Raw genomic sequence first — 18,490 nt, 5'->3', positions numbered from 1 at the left:
GTGCGCTGGATCGCAGGACGCGAGGGCGCGGGCGCGGGCTGCAGCCAGCGGCGAGGGGGTCGTCCGCGTGCATGCGGGTCGCGGGGGGTCGCGGCGAGTCGAGCCGGGCGGGGTCGACCACGAGGGTCGGGCCCGTCGCGGTCGCGCACGGGCGAACGCGTCGGGCGTGCCCTGATTTCGACCTGGCTTTGGGGTCATCCGCGCGGTCGCGCCAGGCCGCGCGCGGGGCCGCGGGCGCTTCAGTGCGCGGACGGCAGCGGCATGTCCTCGGGACCATGCTCCCAAGGACATGTCCTGGCGAGCATGTCTATTTAGACATGTCCTTGAGGGCGAGGGCGGCGAGGGCGGCGCGGGCGTCGGCGACGGCCTCCTGGACGGCGGGGCGGCGGCTGCTGGCGAGCTCGTCGAACAGCGGCTGGCCGACCTGCGGGGCCACGCGCACGAGGGCGTAGGCGGCGCGGACGCGCATGACCGCGGGGGTGAGCCAGCCGCGGGCGATCTTCAGGATCGGCGGGACGGCGGCCGGCGGGGCGGCGGGGCCGAGGGCGGCGAGGGCCTCGAGGGCGCGGGCGCGGTCGCCGGAGCGCTGCAGGGCGAGGAGCAGGGGCGGGCCGCCGCGGGGGTCGCGGGCGGCGGCGAGGCCGAGGGCGGCGGCGAAGGCGAGGTCGACGGCGGCGCCCGGGTCGGTGGCCACGGCGGCGAGGCGCGTGCAGGCCTCGGGGCCGGGCGGGTCGAGCTCGGCGAGGGCGCTGACGAGGGCGAGGCGGACGTGCGGATGGGTCTCGCCGTCGAGGGCGGCGCACAGGGCCGGCTCGGCGGCGCGGCCGGCCAGCTCGACGAGGCCGCCGGCGGCCTGGAACCGCAGGTCGGGCGCGGGGGCGCGGAGGGCCGCGGTGATCCGCGCGAGGGCGGCTTCGTAGGTGACTCGGGACAGGTCGCTCGGGACATGTCCCGGAGGACGCAAGGGATGCGGCGCGGCGGGGGACTCGACGGGGCCCTCGGCGTCGTCAGGCTTGACGAGGTGCTCGGGGGCGGCGGCGAGGCCGAGGAGGACGCAGGTGATGGCGGCGCACTCGCGCAGGTAGCCGGCGTCGGGCCCGGGATCGGCGTCGTGCAGCCAGGGGTCGATGTGCGGGATGACGTCGGGCTCGCCGAGCTGCCCGAGGCCGGTCGCGGCCATGGCCCGCACCGGGACGACCGGATCGGCGAGGGCGGCGGTCAACGCGGCGACCACTGCCTCGCCGAGCGGGTGGCCTGCGGCCAGGTGCAGCGCGGGGGAGGGATCGCCGAGCTCGGCCAGGAGGGCGGCGGCGAGGTTACGCACCGCGACGCTGCGCGAGGTCGGGTCGGGCGAACGCGCGTCGCGCAGGGCGGCCTCGAGGGTGATCGGGAGCGAGGGCATGCGGGGCGCAGTGAGGGAAGCGTCACGCGGGGTCAGGCGCGCGAGGTGTGTCGCAAGGGACAGGGCTCGCGGCGCGAGGCTCGCGTGTCTTGAAGGACAGGGCGCAAGGGACAGGAGAGAAGCGAGCGCTCGGGCGTCGGGGAGGACGGAGCGAAAGGGCCAGGAAGGATGCAGCGCGCCAGGTGTCGTGAGGGACAGGGCGCAAGAGACAGGAGAGGCTGCCGCGAGCGGATGGAGATCGCCGCGCCGGGTGTCGTGAAGGACGGGGTGGAACGGCCAGGAGCGAGGGAGGGGCGCCCAGGGTGTCTTGAGGGACAGGACGGAGACGACCGCGCCGGGGGTCGTGAAGGGCAGGGTGTCGTCGAGGACAGGGCGCGAGGGACAGATTGGCTGTCTCTCGGGACAGGCGCCTCGGACGGGCCGCCCCGGTCAGGTGCGGGCGCGCTGGGGGGCGTCGGGCGCGGGGGCGGTGCTGCCGAACAGGCGGATCATCTCGCCGCGCATGCGCCCGGTGAGCCGGAGGCGCAGCATCTTCATGTCGCCGATGAGGGACCACAGCGGGTACTTGAAGCTGGCCGGCTTGTTGCGCTCGATGAAGAAGTGACCGATCCACGCGGGGCCGTAGCCGATCACCAGGGCCAGCGGGAACAGGCTCCAGCGACCGGTCCAGGCCATCCAGGCGACGAAGAGGTAGGCGCTGCTGGTGCCGACGTAGTGGAGCGCGCGATTGACGGGGTTGCGGTGCTCGCCGAGATAGAAGGGCCAGAACTCTGAGAAATCGCGGGGCGCGGGCATCGCCCCGACCATACGCCGCGGCCGGGCGGCCGTCACGCGCGGACGCGGGGGATGGCTGAAAAGACAGGTTGTGCGCGAGATCGCCGGAGCGGCGCGGGCTGGAGGTCCCGCGCGAGGGAGGGCGCACAGCGGGCCTCGCGCAGCGGCTGGGGGCGCGCGCCGCCAGATCGCCGGGGATGGGGCAGTCCTCACGCCAGGCAGCAACGGTGATGGCGACGAGGATGGCCGCAAGGACAGGTCGCGAGCGGGGCTCGCGCGGAGAAGCTGTCTTTGCGGTCAGGTATCTGGGGGATGCGAGCGCAGAGCGAGCCGGTCCGGGAGGCGAGACGTGAAGGGCGCTGCGCCGGGATCGGCGCGAGGACGCGGAACGTGGAGAGACACGGGACGCTGAACCAGCCGGGATCGGCGCGTGGAGGCGAGCCGTGGGGAGACGTGAGGGTGCTGCGCCGGGGCCGGGATCGGCGCGAGGAACGGCGTCCGCGGGCGAGGTCGGGCAGCCGTCGCTTCGCGTCGGCGCTCGCTCGTCGCCCGGGCTGCGGGGGACGGCCGGGGAAGAGCGGAGGGGCTCAGGGACGGATGGGGAGCGGGGGGGGCTGGATCCGGCCGGCGCGCACGTCGGCGATGAATTCGCGGTCGGCGGCCAGGAATTCGGCCACGGGCAGGGATTCGAGGTCGTGCGCGACCACGGCGGCGTCGGCCTCGAGGCGCAAGGCGGCGTGCCAGTCGGTGCCGAGCCAGGGGCTGGCGTCGACGTGGTAGACGAGCAGCAGGACCTCCGGGCCGGGCCCGGGGTAGACGTGGTGCAGGACCTCGGCGACGGCGCCGATCGGCAGCTCGGCGGCGGCGGGGCCCCATTCCTCGACGAGCTCCCGGCGCAGCGCGGGGCGCGGGGACTCACCGGGCTCGACCTTCCCGCCGGGGAGCTCGAGGGCGCCGGCGCCGTGGCGGGCGCCGGCCGGTCGGCGCTGGACGAGGAGGCGGTGGGGGCCGAGCCAGACGAGGCCGGCGGCGACGATGAGGCGGGGCTGCACGCCCGTGGTTGGTACCGCACCCTGGACGCTCGGAAAAGCTACGCCTATCCTCGGCCCACCCCATGCGTCTTTATTCAAGTAAGATCTCGACGATCGTCGAAGCCGTGAACAAGACCCTGGTCGACGCCGGTGACCTCGAGGTCAGCGACCGCGAAGAGTTCAAACGGGATGTCGAGTCGATCCTCAAGGAGTACCGACGCAAGGACCGCGAGCTCACCGACCGCGCGAAGGACGAGCTCGAGCGGAAGAAGCTGGCCTACTCCGACCTGTTCAAGCTCAAGCGCTCGATGGCGGAAGAGCAAGACTTCGGGATCGGGGAAGAGGCCTTGAACTGGATCGCCAATCAGCTGCTCGAGCTGTTCATGCAGAGCAAGTTCGTATCGGAGATCTACGCCGACGACTCCGTGATCCGGAAGAAGCTCAAAGAGATCCTCCGCCGCCACATGCAGGCCGACGAGGACCTCGACCGCGAGGTGCGGCGCCACCTCAAGCACCTCACCGAGAACACCTCCACGTTCGAGATCGAGTACCAGAAGCAGCTCGAGCTCATCAAACGGAAGCACGGTCTCGACTAATGGCTCATATCCTGGTCTACGCCCAGCGCACCCCGCAGGGGATCCATCCGGCCAGCGCCGCGGCCCTGTGCCTCGCCCGTGACATCGGCAGCGAGCGCGGCGCCACGGTCAGCGCGGTCTGCCCCGGCGACGCCGGACGCGCCGACCAGTTCGTCATCGGCGCGGTCAGCCGGTTCGGCGCCGACGGCCTGACGTTCCTCGGCCCGGCCGGTCTGCGGCCGCTGCAGGAGCGGCTGCACCCGCTGCTGGTGTTCGTGCCGCACACCGAGGAGGGGCTGGCCGCCGCGGAGACGCTCGGCGGCGCCGAGGCGCTGTGGCTGCAAGAGCCCGAGGTCGAGTGGGAGCGGCTGGCGTCGATCACCGCGATCGTGGCCGGCACCCTGCCGTGGTACGAGCTGCCGGCGATCATCGACGCCGAGTACGACAACGAGGCGAGCCTGGTCGACCTGCCGGAGTGGGTCGCCCGCCTCGAGCAACACGGCGGCCGCGGTCCGCTGCGTCACTTCGCCCGCGAGGACCTCGACCAGGCCACGCGCGCGGCCCTGGCGTCGATCGGCGCCAAGCCGGTCGGGCCGGAGTACCTCGACCAGCACACGGGCGGGACGCTGCTGTGGATCGGCGGGGCCGACCAGCCGGTGCCCGAGGCGCTGGCCGCCCGCGGCCCGGGCGCCCGCGTGATCCTGTTCCCGGGCGAGGGCGCGGAGATCGACGCCAGCTGGACGCGCGCCGACTGGGTGCTGCCGGGCGCGTGGCCCGAGGCGGTCAAGCAGCTCCACAGCGAGCTGTGGAAGCCGGTGGTCGTGTGACGGGCGCGCCTTGGTGACCGCCGCCGATCGATCTGTCTCATCGACCAGGTCCGCCCTGCGGGCGCTGCTCGCCGGCGAGGCGCTGGTCGGCGAGGACGTCGGGGCGGCGTTCGCCGGCGCCGGCGAGGTGCTCGGCGAGGCGGCGCTGGCCCGCCGCGTGCGCGAGCAGGGGGCCGCGGTGGTGGTCGCGCGCGAGCCGTCGCCGACGCTGCTGCGAGCGCTGCGCGAGCGGCCGCCGGGGCTGCTGGTGATCACGGGGCCGGAGCTGCCGGTGGGGCTCGCGTCGCGGACGCTCGGGCCGGCGGCGCAGCTGGTGATCGAGGCCGGGGAGCTGGTGATCGTCGGGCCCGACGCGGCGGCGCTGGCCGGGCTGCGGGCGGCGTTCCTGGCCGCGGGGGCGAAGCCGCGGCTGTCGCTGTGCCCGGCGCCGGCGTGGCTGCCGGAGTGGCTGGCGGCGCCCGAGCTGGCCGGCTGCCGGACCGCGGGGATGGTGCCGGCGGCGAGCCTGCACGCCGGCTGGGCCCGCTGGGCGAGCGCCGCCGGGGCGCGCCAGGTGGTGGTGCCGCTCGGGGTCGAGGCGCCGCGCGTCGACCAGCCGCGCCACGCGTCGCTCGGCCAGGCGGCGGCTGCCCACGCGCTCGAGCGCCTGACCGGGCCGGTGTTCCCGAGCCCGGGGGTGCTGGCGCTGCTGGTGGACGCGGAGAGCATGTCGCCAGGGACAGGTCCGAAAGGGCATGTCTCCGAGGGCATGTCCGAAGAGGCAAGCCCGGCGGCGGCGCTGTGGCGCCAGGCCCGGCGGGCGCTGCCGCTGCAGGGCGACGAGCACGGGATGGAGGCGCCGCACCCGGGCCTGCGCCTGCGCGGGCCGGCCAACGCGACCACGGACGCGTTCCTGGCCCAGCGGGCGCTGCTTCGCCGGGAGCGCGCGGAGGCGCTGGTGCGCGCGGCCGAAGGCGAGGCGGCGCCGAGCATCGACCCGGCGGCGCTGGCCCGCGCGGAGGAGGTGCTGCGCTCGGCCGGGCAGGCGCTGTCGGAGCACGAGAGCAAGGTGGTGCTGCGCGGCTTCGGCATCGAGGTGACGCGCCAGGCGGTCGCCAGCTCGGCCAGCGGCGCGGCCCAGTTCGCCGAGCAGATCGGCTTCCCGGTGGTGCTCAAGGCGGTCAGCCCCGACCTCCGCCGCAAGCAGGAGCTCGGGGCGGTGGTGCTCGACCTGACGACGTCGGCGGCGGTCCGCCGGGCCTACGCGACGATCGTCAGCAACGTGGAGGAGCGGGCGCCGACGGCCCACCTCGACGGCGTGCTGGTGGCCGAGCAGATCGGCGAGGGGCTCGAGATCCACTGCGGGGCGGTGGCGCTGCAGAGCGGCGAGACGGCCCTGTTCGGGCGGGCGCTGGCGGGGCACCAGGAGGTGGTGCTGCGCCTGTCTCCGCTCGACCCGGCCGAGGCGATGCTGTTCGCCCAGGCGATCGTGGCCGGGGTGCCGCTGCGCCGCAAGGACGACCCGGGCCTGCGCGAGCTGGCCGGGCTGCTGCTCCGCCTCGACGCGCTGGTCCGCCACTTCGGGGCCGCCAGCGCCGACAGCGAGGGCCGCCTCGAGCTGGTCGACCTCAGCCCGGTGCGCCTGTGCGCGGGACCCCGCGGCTACGTGACGCTCGACGCCCGGATCGTGCAGCGCGCCCACCTCGAGGGGCTTTAAAATACTTGGAGAAGAACGCGTACGGCGAGGCTCGCCCGCCCGACCTCGATGCGCACGAACCGGGCTCGGTCGAATCGACATGGCTTGAAGGACATGACGATTCAGCCATGTCCTCGTGGGCATGTCCAAAAGTTCATGGCGTGGGCCGCTTGCGATCGTTGCGGCGCCAGCGGGCGTCCTGGGCGCTGCGCTCGGTGATGGCGGCGATGGCCTCGCGGACGGCCTCGCGGACCGGGAAGTACGGGCGGCAGCCGGCGTCGTCGCAGTGCTGGCCGCCGGGGGCGTAACGGTCGCTCTGGCGGGCGCGCAGGGCCGGGAGCGCGACGCGGTGGCCGATCCGTCCGAGCGCGGCGGCGGCGGCCTCGCGGGTCTCCGGGTTCTCGTCCGCGAGCCAGGCGGTGAGCGAGCGGGCCAGCGGGGCGGCCTCGTGGAGGCGCAGGACGGTCTCGCAGCTGCCGCCGAGGCTGGTGACGTGGCGCGACCACTGGCTGCTCATGCTGCCGAAGTAGATGCCGGCCTCGTCAGGATCGCAGGGGTCCCACGAGGGTCGGTCGGCGAGGGCGCCGAGAGCCGCGAGGGCGCGCTGGCGGGGGCCGTCGGCGAGGTCGGGCAGGCGGCGCTCGAGCTCGGCGAGGGCGGCGCGACCGGTGACGTCGGCGAGGCCCTCGATGGCGTGGACGCGGGCCTCCCACGCCTCGGGGCCGCGGCGCTCGAGGCGAGAAAGGGCCACCGCGCGCAGCGGCTCGGGGGCCCGCTCGAGGGCGGCGCGCAGCACCGCGGGCTCGGCGTCGCGGCCGGCGGTGAGGAGGGCGCCGCGGTACAGCCGGGCCACGTCGAAGCCGGCGGCGGCGAGGCGGGCGGGGCCGTAGTCCATGCTGTCGGGGGCTGGCTTTGGATACATGTCCCGAGGGCCATCCACGTCGAGGAGCCGCTCGGCGACGGCGACGCGGCAGTCGCCGGCCCGCTCGGCGCTGCGGATGGCGCCGCGGACCTGCTCGCTCCAGCGGTACGAGACGCTGGTGCCGCACATGCCGCCGCCGGGGTCGGCGCGGCGGTAGAGCTGGCCGGCCAGGGTCGGATCGCCGAGCAACTCTGCGCCCAGCGCGAGGTCGCGGAAGACGTAGGAGTAGCGGGCGCCGCCCCATGCCCAGTGGCTCTCGGCGCTACCGTGGAGAGGACCGGGGAAGCCGAGACGGGCCAGGTAGGCGCGGCCGTGCTGGACGAGGCCGACGACGTCGCCGCGGGCCTTGGCGTCGCTGGCGGCGGCGGCGAGGCGGTCGTTCTCGGGGTCGGGCGCGGCCGGGGTCAGCGGGCTGCCGGGGCTGGCCTCGACTGCGCCGCCGACGAGGGGACCGGCGTCGGCGACCGCGGCGAAGAAGTAGGCGAGGTCGTCGAGCTCGGCGGTGGTCGGCGCGTCGCCGCGGAGGACGCCGCCGTGGCGGCGCAGGACTGCGAAGTCGGCGAGGGCGAGGCGGGCAGCGGCGACCTCACCCGGCGTCGGCGCGGCGCAGCGGGCCTTCGGGATCGCGTCGGCCATGGCGCGGGTGAGGATCGCCTCGAGCGCGCGCTCGGCCTTGTAGAGGTTGATCGCGCCGAGGCGCAGGAGGACCGGGGCGTCGGCGGGCAGGCCGATCTCGCCGAGGAGGTCGAGGAGCTGGCCGGCGGCGTCGTCCCTGGCCAGCGCGGGGCAGGGGGCGGCGTTGCAGGCGGTGTACATGTCCCCCAGGACATGTACGACCTCGGCCCGCCCGAGGCCGGCGGCGGCGGCCCGCTCGGCGAGGGTCTGGCTGCCGGAGTCGGCCAGGCCGGCGCGCTCGACCGCGGCCTGGGCGGCCTTCGCTGCGCTGTCCCAAGAGACCTGTCCCGAAGTGCTGGTCGATCCGGCGGCGGGAGCGAGGGCGAGGACGAGCGCGAGCGCGGCGGGCGTCATGCCGGCTCAGACAGTGGCGCCTCGTATGGGTTCCGGGCGGGCGCGTGACGAATGAGGCGTCGCGGCCGGCCACCGGCGAGCCGGGTCGGACGACGTCTGCGGCGGAGCGGCGCGCGCTCGTGCTCCTCAGGACGATGGCGCGCCGGTGGCGGTACGTGCGGGGTGCGACGCGCGGGTCCGCGGGGCGCGGGCGCTGGCGCTGGCGCTTCGGACATGTCCCGGCGGACAGGCGCCGGCCGGCCTACTTGTTCGGCTCGGGCGGGGGGCTCGGCGGGAACACCAGGCTCAACGTGATCGCGCCGCCGATGAGGGCCGACACGGTCCCGAGGGAGATGCCGATGGGGATGTGGATCGGCTCGAGGTGCGGCGGGTAGCCGACGCCGAGCAGCATCTTGACGCCGACGAACGAGAGCACCAGGCCGAGGCCGTACTTGAGCAGCCAGAAGCGGTCGATCACGTTCTCCAGCAGGAAGAACATCGCCCGCAGGCCCATCACCGCGCACACGTTGCTGGTGAAGACGATGAACGGGTCGGTGCTGATGCCGAAGATCGCGGGGATCGAGTCGAGCGCGAACACGACGTCGGCGGTCTCGACCATCAGCAGGGTGACGAACAGGGTCGTCACGTAGCGCTTGCCGTCGCGGCTGACGAAGAACTTCGGGCCCTGGAAGTCCTTGGTGACGCGGAAGTAGCGCTCGGCCCAGCGCTTGACCCAATTGTCCTGGCCCTGCTCCTCCTCGCCGCCCTCGCGCACGAACAGGAGGCGCAGGCCGGTGAACACGAGGAAGCCGCCGAACAGGTACAGCGAGAACGTGAACATCTGGATCAGCGCCAGGCCGGCGACGATGAAGATGCCGCGCAGGATCAAGGCGCCGAGGATCCCGGCGAACAGGATCCGGTGCATGTACTCCTGCTGCACCCGCATGTAGCGGAACAGCACGATGAACACGAAGATGTTGTCGACCGAGAGCGCCTTCTCGATGAGGTAGGCGCTGAGGAACTCGAGCGCCTTCTCCGAGCCGTAGGCGTGCCAGACCCAGCCGTTGAAGACCAGGCTCAGCGCGACCCAGATGCACGACCACATCAGCGCCTCGCGCATCGACACGCGGTGCGGCTTGCGGTTGAAGAGCCCGAGGTCGATCGCCAGCAGGACGAGGATGCCGACGAGGAATGCGCCCCAGGTCAGGGGTGAGCCGACTGATTCAAACAAATGAGGCTCGCTCAGCTCGCGGGGGTCGTCTTGTCGGTGATCAGCTCCATCGCGTCAGCCTTGACCTGGATGGTCAGCTTGCGCGGCTTCGCCTCCGCGTCGTAGCGCAGGTCGACGAGCGTGCCAGTGAAGGTGATCGGGAGGTTGCGGCCGAGCGGCCGGCCGAGCTCTTCGGTGGAGAAGATCCGGTAGTCGATCGTGATCTCGAACAGCACCGGCTCGGTGACGTGGGCGTAGGTCTCCCAGGCGCCGTGCTCGGAGCCCTCGACGCCCGCCGCGATGCCGTTGCCGGCCTCGGTGACCGCCTGCCCGCGGAAGCTGCCCGGCTTGTCCTGCAGCGCCTTGACGAAGTCGTCGCGCTCCTGGGGCTTCATCATGTTGAAGCTCTCCAGGTTCTTCTTGTTAAAGGTGAGGTCGGCGCCCTGCGGGTCGTAGGCCGCGGGGAGCGCCAACAGGTCCTTCTTGGGCTGGCTGCATCCAGGGACGGCCAGCAATGCGCTGGTGAAGAAGAGCGCGGTCAGGCTGCGGCGCATGGCCCGGAAGCTAGCACGGAACTTTCGGCGGAGGGATGGTCACAAGAGCGCGCCGTCCGCCGGCACCGCCAGGACGGCCGCGTCGCCGAGCGCCCGCGCGAGGGCGTCCCGAGCCTCGCCCGCTCGCCCGGCGTGCTCGCCGATGGCCTCAAAGGTCACGCGCACGACGCAGCGCAGCCGCCCGTCGTCGCCGCTCAGCCAGCGCGGATAGGACCCGATCTCGACGTCCGGATAGTCGGCCACGACCCGGTTCAAGCTGGCCGCCAGGTCGGACTCGTCCATCTCCGTGTGCAGGGTCTCCAGCGCCCAACCACCGGCGTCGGGCAGCTCGCCGGGGATCTTCTCGAGCGCCTCGATCTTGGCCCGGCACAGCTCCGGGATGCCCGGCAACACGTAGATCCGCCGCGCACTCGCCTGCGCACCGGCGGGCAGGTCGATCCGCATCACCGGCCAGCCGCGGGCGGCCGTCAGCGCGGTGCCCTCCGGCAGGTCGGCCATCTTCAGCGCGGCCTCGGTGATCCGCTCGCCGAAGTGCGCGCGCAGGGTCCGCTCCATCTCGGGGTCGCGTCGCAGCGGGCGGCCGATGGCCCGCGCGATCGCCTCCATCGTCACGTCGTCGTGGGTGGGCCCGACGCCGCCGCTGGTGAACACCAGCGGGACGCGGGCGAGCAGGCGCAGCAGCGCCTCGCCGATGCCGCCGAGGTCGTCCTCGACGGTGCACATCTCGACCAGGCGGATCCCTCGCCGGCGCATCATCTTCGCCAGCTCGTGGCCGTTCTGGTCGCGGATCTTGCCGCTGAGGAGCTCGTTGCCGATGAGAAGGACGGCGGCGCGGGTGACGGAGGGTTCGCGGTCCATGGGGCCCTGGGCGCAGGGTACCAGGAGTGACAGGCAGGTGAGCCAGGGCACCGCCGCGGTCCGGGCGCGAGGGGGTGCGCGGGTTGACGCGACGCGCGGGCCGGCGCTATCCCTCCGCGCCAGGTAGGGCGATGCACCGCGCAGGCGACAGCGGCGACGGGGGCGCGGCAACGCGGCGGGGTCGTCGTCCCGGCCGCGACCTGTGCGAGATCGCCGACCTGTCGCCCGCAGAGGCCTGCGCCGTGCTCGCCGCGGCCACCCGCGTCCTGCCGCTCGCCGAGGGCACCGGGGCCCGCGAGCTGCCGATCCTCCGCGGGGCCCAGATCTTGAGCGTGTTCTCCGAGCCGAGCACGCGCACCCGCCTCAGCTTCGAGGTCGCGGCGCGCCGGCTCGGCGCCGAGGTCGTCCACTTCGTGCAGGACGCCGCCAGCTCGGCCAGCAAGGGGGAGACCGAGCGCGACGCGCTGGAGAACCTCGACGCGATGGGCTTCGACGCGGTGGTCGTCCGCGACCGCCGCGACGGGGTCCCGCGCGCCTGGACCGAGGTCATGCGCGCCCGCGTCGTCAACGCCGGCGACGGCGTCAACGAGCACCCGACGCAGGCGCTGCTCGACGCGCTGACGATCCTCGAGGCGTTCGGCCGCGCGCCGACGCAAGGGGCGATGACCGGGCTGCGCGTGGCGGTCTGCGGCGATGTCCGCCACGGCCGGGTGGCGCACTCGGACCTGCAGCTGTTCCGCACTCTCGGGGCCCACTGCGTGGTCGCGGGGCCGGGCGACCTGGCGCCGCCCGAGCTCGCCGCGCGCCTGGGGGCGACGGTGGCGCCGACCCTCGACGACGCGCTCGCGGGGGCCGACGTGGCGGTGATGCTGCGGATCCAGCGGGAGCGCCTCGGCGCCGACGTGGCGATCCCGGACGCGCCGAGCTATCACGCCGCCTGGGGGCTGACGCCCGCGCGCCTCGGCCTTCTCGCACCCGGGGCGATCGTGATGCACCCGGGCCCGATCAACCGCGGCGTCGAGATCGCCGACGCGGTCGCCGACGGCCCGCACAGCCGGATCCTCCGCCAGGTCACCCTCGGCGTGGCGGTCCGCATGGCCGTGCTGGCGCGCGCCTGCGGCGTCGAGCTGCTCTGAAGAACATGTCTGGAGGACCATGACCCAAGCAACAGCCCGCCCCGACCTCGCCGCTCGTCCGCTCACCGCCGCCGGCCCCGCCGCGCGCCCGGGCGCGCTGGTCCTGGCCGACGGCCGGGTGTTCCGCGGGCTCGGCTTCGGCGCCGCGACGACCGTGGTCGGCGAGGTGGTGTTCAACACGTCGCTGACGGGCTACCAGGAGATCGTCACCGACCCGTCGTACACCGGCCAGCTGGTGTGCCTCACGGTGTCGGAGGTCGGCAACGTCGGCGTCAACGCCGACGACGAGGAGTCGCGCGAGCACGGCTGCGCGGGCCTGGTCGTCCGCGCGCTGTCGCCGGTGGTCTCGAACTGGCGCGCGCAGGAGGACCTGGGCAGCTATCTGGCGCGCAAGGGCCTGCCGGGGCTGGCCGAGGTCGACACGCGGGCGCTGACCCGCCACCTGCGCGACCGCGGGTCGGTGATGGCGGCGCTGTCGAGCGAGCACGACGACGTCGAGAAGTTGCTGGCGCTGGCCCGCTCGGCGCCGTCGATGGAGGGCCAGGATCTGACCGGCCGGGTGACGACGCGGACGCCGTACGCGTGGGACCAGCCGAGCTGGGAGCACGCGGCGCCGCCGGCCGACGTGCACGTGGTGGCGTGGGACTACGGGATCAAGCTCAGCATCCTCCGCCGCCTGCGCGACGCCGGCGCCCGGGTGACGGTGGTGCCGGCGAGCACGCCGGCGAGCGCGGTGCTGGCGATGCGGCCCGACGGGATCCTGCTCAGCAACGGGCCCGGCGACCCGGCCGCGGCGACGGCGGTGATCGCCGAGCTGCGCGACCTGCTGGCCGCGCAGGGGCTGCCGCCGGTGTTCGGGGTGTGCCTCGGCCACCAGCTGCTGGCGCTGGCGCTCGGCGGCCGGACCTTCAAGATGAAGTTCGGCCACCACGGCGGCAACCACCCGGTCCGCAACGAGGACGACAAGAAGGTGGCGATCACGTCGCAGAACCACGGCTTCGCGGTCGACCCGGCGTCGCTCGGCGCCAGCGCGACGCTCACCCACCTCAACCTGTTCGACAAGACCTGCGCCGGCCTGCGCGTCCGCGGCCGCCCGATCGGCTCGGTCCAGTACCACCCCGAGGCCGGCCCCGGGCCCAACGACGCCACCGACCTGCTGGCCGGCTTCGTCGCCCAGGTCCGCCGCCTCCGCCGCGAGCGCGCCTGAAGCGAGCAGGTCCGCGAGGACATGTTCGCCAGGGCAGGACGCGAGGGACAGGGCTGAGGGGACATGTCCTGCGGGGCAGGTAGGGACGGCGGGTTCGGCGGGGGCGCGGCGGTCCGCTCGCGCGCGGCCGTGCCTGTTCTAAAGGCCAGCCGAGCGCTCGCCGGGAGGCGCGGGTGAGCGCGCCTGTCCCCGAGGACATGGGCCGGGTGCGCCTGTCGGCGGCGCTCGACGAGCTCGGCGAGCGGGTGTTCGGCGGGCGCGACGGGGCCCGGCGAGCGGCGCCGCTGCTCGAGCGGTGGGACCGCGAGGTGGGGGTGCACACGTCGGTCGACAGCGGCCACGAGGCGCTGGCCGCGGCGCGCGTCGACTGGGCGCTGTGCGACGCGGAGCCGCCGGGCGCGGCGCCGGGCGACACGTGGGCCTGGCGGGCGGCGACGGGCCGGGTGCCGGGGATCGAGCCGACGCCGCTGTACCGACTGCTGGCGACGACGCAGGCGGGGATCTTCGAGGTCTGGCCGGGCGCGCCGCTGCTGCTGCGCGACCGCCTGCGCGGGCTGAGCGTCCGCGTCGACGAGCCGGTGCCATGGCTCGGGGAGTCGCGGCGGGCGGCCGCGCTGTGGGAGCTGCGCCTGGCCTTCGGGACAGGCGTGGCGTGGATCTGCCGGACGCCGATCGAGTACCCGCTGGCGATCGCGCCGCTGCTGCAGCGAGCCCACGAGGGCCACTGGCGGGCGCCGCAGCGGATCGATCTGATGCCGTGGCGCCGCCAGCGGCTCCGCTGGGCCCGCGACCGCCGCGGCGAGGACCCGCGCAGCTTCTTCTCAGGGCTGTGAAAGCGGGAGGCCCGGGCCGTCATGGCGGCGGCTGCGTGTGGGCGACCTGCCGTCCTGCGAAGCGTCTGTCGGAGGGCCGGCCGGTGAACACGCGCTCCATAGCTTGGTGAAGCCCGGGCCCGGGCCGCAGACAGGGCTCGGGCCGGCTTTCGCCGCCCGCGGGACGTCTGGTATTGCTGAGGCTCGCCGTGACTGCCTCGACGAGTACCCCGCCATCCTTGCGCGAGTTCACGGTCCGCGCGGTCGTCACCGGCGTCGCTCTGGGGGTCGTGTTCGGGGCCGCCAACGCCTACCTCGGGCTCAAGGTCGGCATGACCGTGTCGGCGTCGATCCCGGCGTCGGTGATGACCGTGGCGCTGCTGCGCGGGCGCGCCAGCCTGCTCGAGGCCAACCTGTCGCAGACGATCGGCTCGGCCTCGACGTCGCTGGCGACCGGCACGATCTTCACCATCCCGGCGCTGTTCCTGTGGGGCATGGCGCCGCCGTTCTGGCAGATCGCGCTGCTGGCCCTGCTCGGCGGGGTGCTCGGGCTGGCGGCGATGATCCCGCTGCGGCGCATGCTGATCGTCGACGGCCACGGCGAGCTGCCGTACCCCGAGGGCCGCGCGTGCGCCGAGGTGCTGCGGGCGACGACCACCAGCGCGAGCGGGAGCGCGTGGATCTTCCGCGGCATGGCCGTCGGCGCGGGCATGAAGCTGCTGGTGGCGCTGCTGTTCGCGGTGCCGAGCGAGGCGGGCGCTGCGGTGCCGCTGCTGCCCAAGGCCGAAGTGGCGCTGGAGTTCGCGCCCGCGCTGCTGGCCGTCGGCTTCATCCTCGGCTACCGCCAGGCGGCGGTGGTGGTGGCCGGGGCGGTAGTGTCGTCGCTGGCCCTGATCCCGCTGATCGCGTGGATCGGCGCGGGCCTGCCCGGGCCGCTCTACCCGGAGCGCGAGCTGACGATCGCGCAGATGGACGCGTCGCAGATCTGGCGCCAGTACATCCGCTACATCGGCGCCGGGGCGGTGGCGACGGCGGGGATCCTGACTGTCCTTCGGAACATGCCCATGATGGCAGGCGCGTTCGTATCTGTCGCAAGGGGCATGCGCAAAGAGACAGGTGAGAAGGCGACCGCCAGCGCGACCGACCGCGACCTGCCGGGCAGCTTCATCGCCGCGGCCATCGCGGTGGTGATCGCCGCGGTCGCGCTGGTGCCCGGGCTCATCGCCGGCGATCTCGGGTTCTTGGCCCGCCTGGTGTGCGCGCTCGGGGTGGCGGTGTTCGGGCTGCTGTCGGTGGCGGTGGCGGCCCGGATCGTCGGCATCGTCGGGGTGTCGTCGCAGCCGACGTCAGGCATCACTCTGGTGACGCTGCTCGGCACCGCGGCAGTGTTCGCGGCGCTCGGCTGGGACGACCTCGGGGCGCGGGCGGCGGTGCTGACGGTCGGGACGGTGGTGGCGGTGGCGACGTCGAAGGCCGGCGACATCTCGCAGGACCTGAAGACGGGCTACCTGGTCGGCGCGACGCCGGCGTGGCAGCAGCTCGGGCAGCTGATCGGGGCGGCGTGCGCCTGCTGGGTGGTGGCCGGGACGGTGCTGCTGCTGTCGAGCTACGGCTTCGGCGGCAAGGAGCTGGCGGCCCCGCAGGCGACCCTGATGAAGACGATCATCGAGGGCGTGCTGAGCGGCGAGCTGCCGTGGGGCCTGGTCGCCACGGGGGCGGGGATCTCCGGCGCGGCGATGCTGTGCGGGGTGTCGGGCCTGGCGTTCGCGATCGGGGTGTACCTGCCGATCGCGTCGATGCTGCCGATCTTCCTCGGCGGCTGCGTGCGCGCGCTGTCCGAGCGTGGCCGCCCGGCCGAGGGCGAGGCCCGCACTGGGATCCTGGCGGCCGCGGGCGTGGTCGCCGGCGAGGGCCTGGCCGGGGTGCTGGTGGCCGGGCTGGTGGTCGCGGGCCTGGTGCCGAAGAAGGCCCCGCCGCTGCTCGGCGGCGAGCTCGGCGAGCTGGCGACGCTGGCGCTGGTGCTGGCGATCTGCTTCTTCCTGTACCGCGGGGCGCGGGCGACCGCGTGACGGGGCGAGGAGCTGCGCGGCATGGCTGAAAGGGCATGTCCGATGAGGCAGGGTCGATGGGACATGGCTGAAGGTGCATGTCCGATAAGTCAGCCGAGGGTGACCGGCCCAGCGAGGGGACGCGCGTGACGGCGCAGGCGCTGGACGTCGTCGACGTGCTGGTGATCGGCGGCGGGCCGGCGGGCAGCACCGCGGCGGCGGTGATGGCGAAGGCGGGGCTGCGCGTGCTGCTGCTCGAGGCCGGCACGCACCCGCGCGCGCACGTGGGCGAGAGCTTGCTGCCGGGGATCATCCCGATCCTGGCCGAGATCGACGCGCTCGCCGAGGTCGAGGCGGCCGGCTTCGGGCGCAAGACGGGCAGCACTTTGTGGGGGTGGGGCAAGACGCCGCGCTGGGACCTGTGGTTCTACGACAGCGACGCCTACGATCACGCGTGGCTGGTCGAGCGCGCGCGCTTCGACGCGATCCTGTTCGCGGCGGCGACGCGCGCGGGGGCGGTGGTGCTCGATCGGGCGGTCGCGCGGACGCTGCTGTGGGACGGCGAGCGGCTGGTCGGTGTGGCGTGGGAGCGCGCGGGACAGTCGCAGGAGACGCGGGCGCGGCTGGTGATCGACGCGACCGGGCAGTCTATGCTGCTCGGCCGCGCGAAGGACCGCCGCGAGGAGATCGCGGGGCTCAAGCACCAGGCGATGTGGGCCCACTTCTCCGGCTGCGTCGGGGCGCCGCCGCCGCGCCACGAGCAGGCGCTGTTTTTGGCGGAGGCCGAGCAGTGGTGGTGGTTCTTCCCGATCGGCGGCGGCAGGGCGAGCGTGGGGGTGGTGCAGCTCGACGCCGGCGAGGCCCGCGGGGCGCCGCGCCGCGACTACGACGCGCTGCTGGCGGCGGCGAGCGAGCTGGCCCCGGTGCTCGGGCCGGCGGCGACGCGGGTGACGCCGGTCCGCCACGAGCGCGACTGGAGCTACCGCATGTCCGAAGTGACAGGTCCAGGGTGGATCCAGATCGGCGACGCGGCCGGCTTCATCGACCCGGTGCTGTCCACCGGGGTGCTGCTGGCGATGCACTCGGCGTGGCACGCGGGCCGCACCGCGATCGCGGTGCTGCAGGCCGGCGCCGACGAGGCGAGCGCGCGCGCCAAGTATCAGGCGCACCACCGCGAGATGTTCGGCGACCTGCTGCGGATGGTCCGCTTCTACTACCAGCAGAACCTGTACCGCGAGGACTACTTCTGGGAGTCGAAGCGGATCCTGCTGACCCGTGACACCGAGCTGAAGCCGCAGAAGGCGTTCGTGGTGCTGACGAGCGGGCTGGTGCAGAACCTGGCGCTCGACGAGGTGCGCGACGAGGCGACCGCGCGCCAGACGGCCCGTGCGGAGGGCCAGGGCCGCGAGCTCGGCGAGGCCGGGCCCGACCGGCTGGGGTTCGTGTGCGTGCACCTGCGCGAGCGCGCGGCGGCGCCGGGGCAAGGCGACCTGTACCTGCTGATCGAGCCGCGTGACCCGGTGGCGCCGGCGCTGGCGCGCACGCGTAACTTCGACATCGGGGCGATCGCGCCGCGCCACGGCTCGGACCCGCTGCGCGCGCCGAGCCTCGCGCCGGCGATCCGCGGCTTCGTGAGCCTGGTGCAGGGGCTCGACGCGACGCCGGGAGCGACTTTGGCGGAGTTCTGGCGGGCGTCGCGGGTGCGCTTCGGGACATGGCTCAAGGAGCATGTCCCGACGAACATGGATCTCGTGCGCGTGTTCGGCGAGTGAGGTCAGTACTCGACGTCGGTGTCGGCCTCGGCCAGCGCCGGCAGGCCGGGGTAGCCGTGCAGGGGGGCGCCGATGAGCCACAGCGGGTCGACGGCGAGGGCGCCGATCTTGACGGTGAGGTGGAGGTGCGGGGCCTCGCTGCGGCCGGTGTTGCCGACCAGGCCGAGGGCGGTGCCGCGGTCGACGGGCAGGCCGACGTGGACCAGGATGTCGTGCATGTGCCCGTAGTACGAGGTGACGCCGAGGCCGTGGTCGACGATCACGAGGTTGCCGAGCAGCAGGTCCTGGCCGGCGAACTGGACCACGCCGGGGCCGATGCTGAGGATGAGGTCGCCGATCCCGCCGCGCAGGTCGAGGCCGCGGTGCAGCTTGGTGCCGACGCCCGTCATCGGGTTGGTGCGCCAGCCGAAGTAGGAGGTGATGTGCGGGCTCTCGACCGGCCAGCCGAAGCGCAGGCCCGGACGCGCGGCCTCGATGCCCTCGGCGGCGAACGGGTCACGCGGCGGGGCCGGCTCCTCGGCGGGCACCTCGGCCGGAGCAGCCGCGTCCGTCGCGGCCTCGACCGGCGCCGCCGGTTCCTCGGTCTCTCCGCACGCGAGGACCACGGCGAGGACGGCGAGCGAGGATGTCCGGAGGGACAGCGTCACGGCGCGCGCACCCTAGCAGATCCGCGCGCCGG

General features: G+C 74.2%; 16 protein-coding genes. 8 read left to right on the top strand and 8 right to left on the bottom strand.

The genetic code is table 11. From position 1 onward, the window contains the following. Window positions 1-307: 307 nt before the first annotated feature. The 3 genes from OV090_RS33505 to OV090_RS33495 all read right to left on the bottom strand — a co-directional run bounded on the left by OV090_RS33505 (window position 308) and on the right by OV090_RS33495 (window position 3,228). Window positions 308-1,402 (bottom strand): HEAT repeat domain-containing protein, encoded by a 1,095-nt coding sequence (locus tag OV090_RS33505; RefSeq protein ID WP_267708748.1) that lies wholly within the window; start codon window positions 1,400-1,402, stop codon window positions 308-310. 429 nt (window positions 1,403-1,831) lie between these two features. Continuing rightward, complete coding sequence (locus OV090_RS33500; RefSeq protein ID WP_267708747.1) at window positions 1,832-2,197, bottom strand: DUF962 domain-containing protein; 366 nt, start codon at window positions 2,195-2,197, stop codon at window positions 1,832-1,834. A gap of 566 nt (window positions 2,198-2,763) precedes the next feature. Continuing rightward, a complete protein-coding gene (locus OV090_RS33495; protein WP_267708746.1) occupies window positions 2,764-3,228 on the bottom strand; it encodes an NUDIX domain-containing protein in 465 nt (154 codons plus the stop codon). A 62-nt stretch (window positions 3,229-3,290) separates the two neighbouring features. Between OV090_RS33495 and OV090_RS33490 the strand changes: the two genes are divergently transcribed. Genes OV090_RS33490 through OV090_RS33480 form a run of 3 tightly spaced genes read left to right on the top strand, consistent with a single transcriptional unit; the run spans window position 3,291 to window position 6,305 of the window. Next, on the top strand, window positions 3,291-3,803 hold the full coding sequence (locus OV090_RS33490) for a DUF507 family protein (RefSeq protein ID WP_267708745.1): 513 nt from the start codon (window positions 3,291-3,293) through the stop codon (window positions 3,801-3,803). Then, window positions 3,803-4,609 carry a hypothetical protein gene (locus tag OV090_RS33485; protein ID WP_267708744.1) on the top strand — a complete coding sequence of 269 codons (807 nt, stop codon included), beginning with the start codon at window positions 3,803-3,805 and terminating at the stop codon, window positions 4,607-4,609. The genes OV090_RS33490 and OV090_RS33485 overlap by 1 nt, the downstream gene beginning before the upstream one ends. Before the next feature lie 13 nt (window positions 4,610-4,622). Next, window positions 4,623-6,305: an acetate--CoA ligase family protein gene (locus tag OV090_RS33480; RefSeq protein WP_267712110.1), complete on the top strand. Its 1,683-nt coding sequence runs from the start codon at window positions 4,623-4,625 to the stop codon at window positions 6,303-6,305. A gap of 133 nt (window positions 6,306-6,438) precedes the next feature. On the opposite strand, the gene OV090_RS33475 is transcribed toward OV090_RS33480, so the two are convergent. The 4 genes from OV090_RS33475 to OV090_RS33460 form a co-directional block, all read right to left on the bottom strand. Further along, entirely contained in the window at window positions 6,439-8,235 is a 1,797-nt protein-coding gene (locus OV090_RS33475) for a HEAT repeat domain-containing protein (RefSeq protein ID WP_267708743.1), read from the bottom strand. 241 nt (window positions 8,236-8,476) lie between these two features. Next, on the bottom strand, window positions 8,477-9,445 hold the full coding sequence (locus OV090_RS33470; protein WP_267708742.1) for a TerC family protein: 969 nt from the start codon (window positions 9,443-9,445) through the stop codon (window positions 8,477-8,479). Window positions 9,446-9,456: 11 nt separating this feature from the next. Continuing rightward, complete coding sequence (locus OV090_RS33465; RefSeq protein WP_267708741.1) at window positions 9,457-9,978, bottom strand: hypothetical protein; 522 nt, start codon at window positions 9,976-9,978, stop codon at window positions 9,457-9,459. A gap of 39 nt (window positions 9,979-10,017) precedes the next feature. Continuing rightward, window positions 10,018-10,836 carry a competence/damage-inducible protein A gene (locus OV090_RS33460; RefSeq protein WP_267708740.1) on the bottom strand — a complete coding sequence of 273 codons (819 nt, stop codon included), beginning with the start codon at window positions 10,834-10,836 and terminating at the stop codon, window positions 10,018-10,020. Window positions 10,837-10,967: 131 nt separating this feature from the next. Here OV090_RS33460 and OV090_RS33455 point away from each other — a divergent pair, with 131 nt between their 5' ends. From OV090_RS33455 to OV090_RS33435, 5 genes are all read left to right on the top strand, one after another. Continuing rightward, entirely contained in the window at window positions 10,968-11,972 is a 1,005-nt protein-coding gene (locus OV090_RS33455; RefSeq protein WP_267708739.1) for an aspartate carbamoyltransferase catalytic subunit, read from the top strand. Window positions 11,973-11,991: 19 nt separating this feature from the next. Further along, window positions 11,992-13,179 carry a glutamine-hydrolyzing carbamoyl-phosphate synthase small subunit gene (gene carA / locus OV090_RS33450; RefSeq protein WP_267708738.1) on the top strand — a complete coding sequence of 396 codons (1,188 nt, stop codon included), beginning with the start codon at window positions 11,992-11,994 and terminating at the stop codon, window positions 13,177-13,179. A 173-nt stretch (window positions 13,180-13,352) separates the two neighbouring features. Beyond that, window positions 13,353-14,012, top strand: coding sequence for a hypothetical protein (locus OV090_RS33445; RefSeq protein WP_267708737.1), 660 nt, complete (start codon window positions 13,353-13,355; stop codon window positions 14,010-14,012). Window positions 14,013-14,200: 188 nt separating this feature from the next. Then, window positions 14,201-16,060, top strand: a complete 1,860-nt coding sequence (locus tag OV090_RS33440; protein ID WP_267708736.1) for an oligopeptide transporter, OPT family — start codon at window positions 14,201-14,203, stop codon at window positions 16,058-16,060. 77 nt (window positions 16,061-16,137) lie between these two features. After that, complete coding sequence (locus OV090_RS33435) at window positions 16,138-17,811, top strand: NAD(P)/FAD-dependent oxidoreductase (protein ID WP_267708735.1); 1,674 nt, start codon at window positions 16,138-16,140, stop codon at window positions 17,809-17,811. A gap of 2 nt (window positions 17,812-17,813) precedes the next feature. Here the strand turns inward: OV090_RS33435 and OV090_RS33430 are convergent, their stop codons facing one another. Then, complete coding sequence (locus OV090_RS33430; protein WP_267708734.1) at window positions 17,814-18,458, bottom strand: M23 family metallopeptidase; 645 nt, start codon at window positions 18,456-18,458, stop codon at window positions 17,814-17,816. Between the last annotated feature and the right edge of the window lie 32 nt (window positions 18,459-18,490).

It is taken from the genome of Nannocystis sp. RBIL2 (assembly GCF_026626745.1).
In the GTDB taxonomy this organism is placed as follows: domain Bacteria; phylum Myxococcota_A; class Polyangia; order Nannocystales; family Nannocystaceae; genus Nannocystis.
The sequence above is the reverse complement of the archived record's forward strand: the minus strand, read 5'-3'. Positions and strand labels throughout refer to the sequence as shown.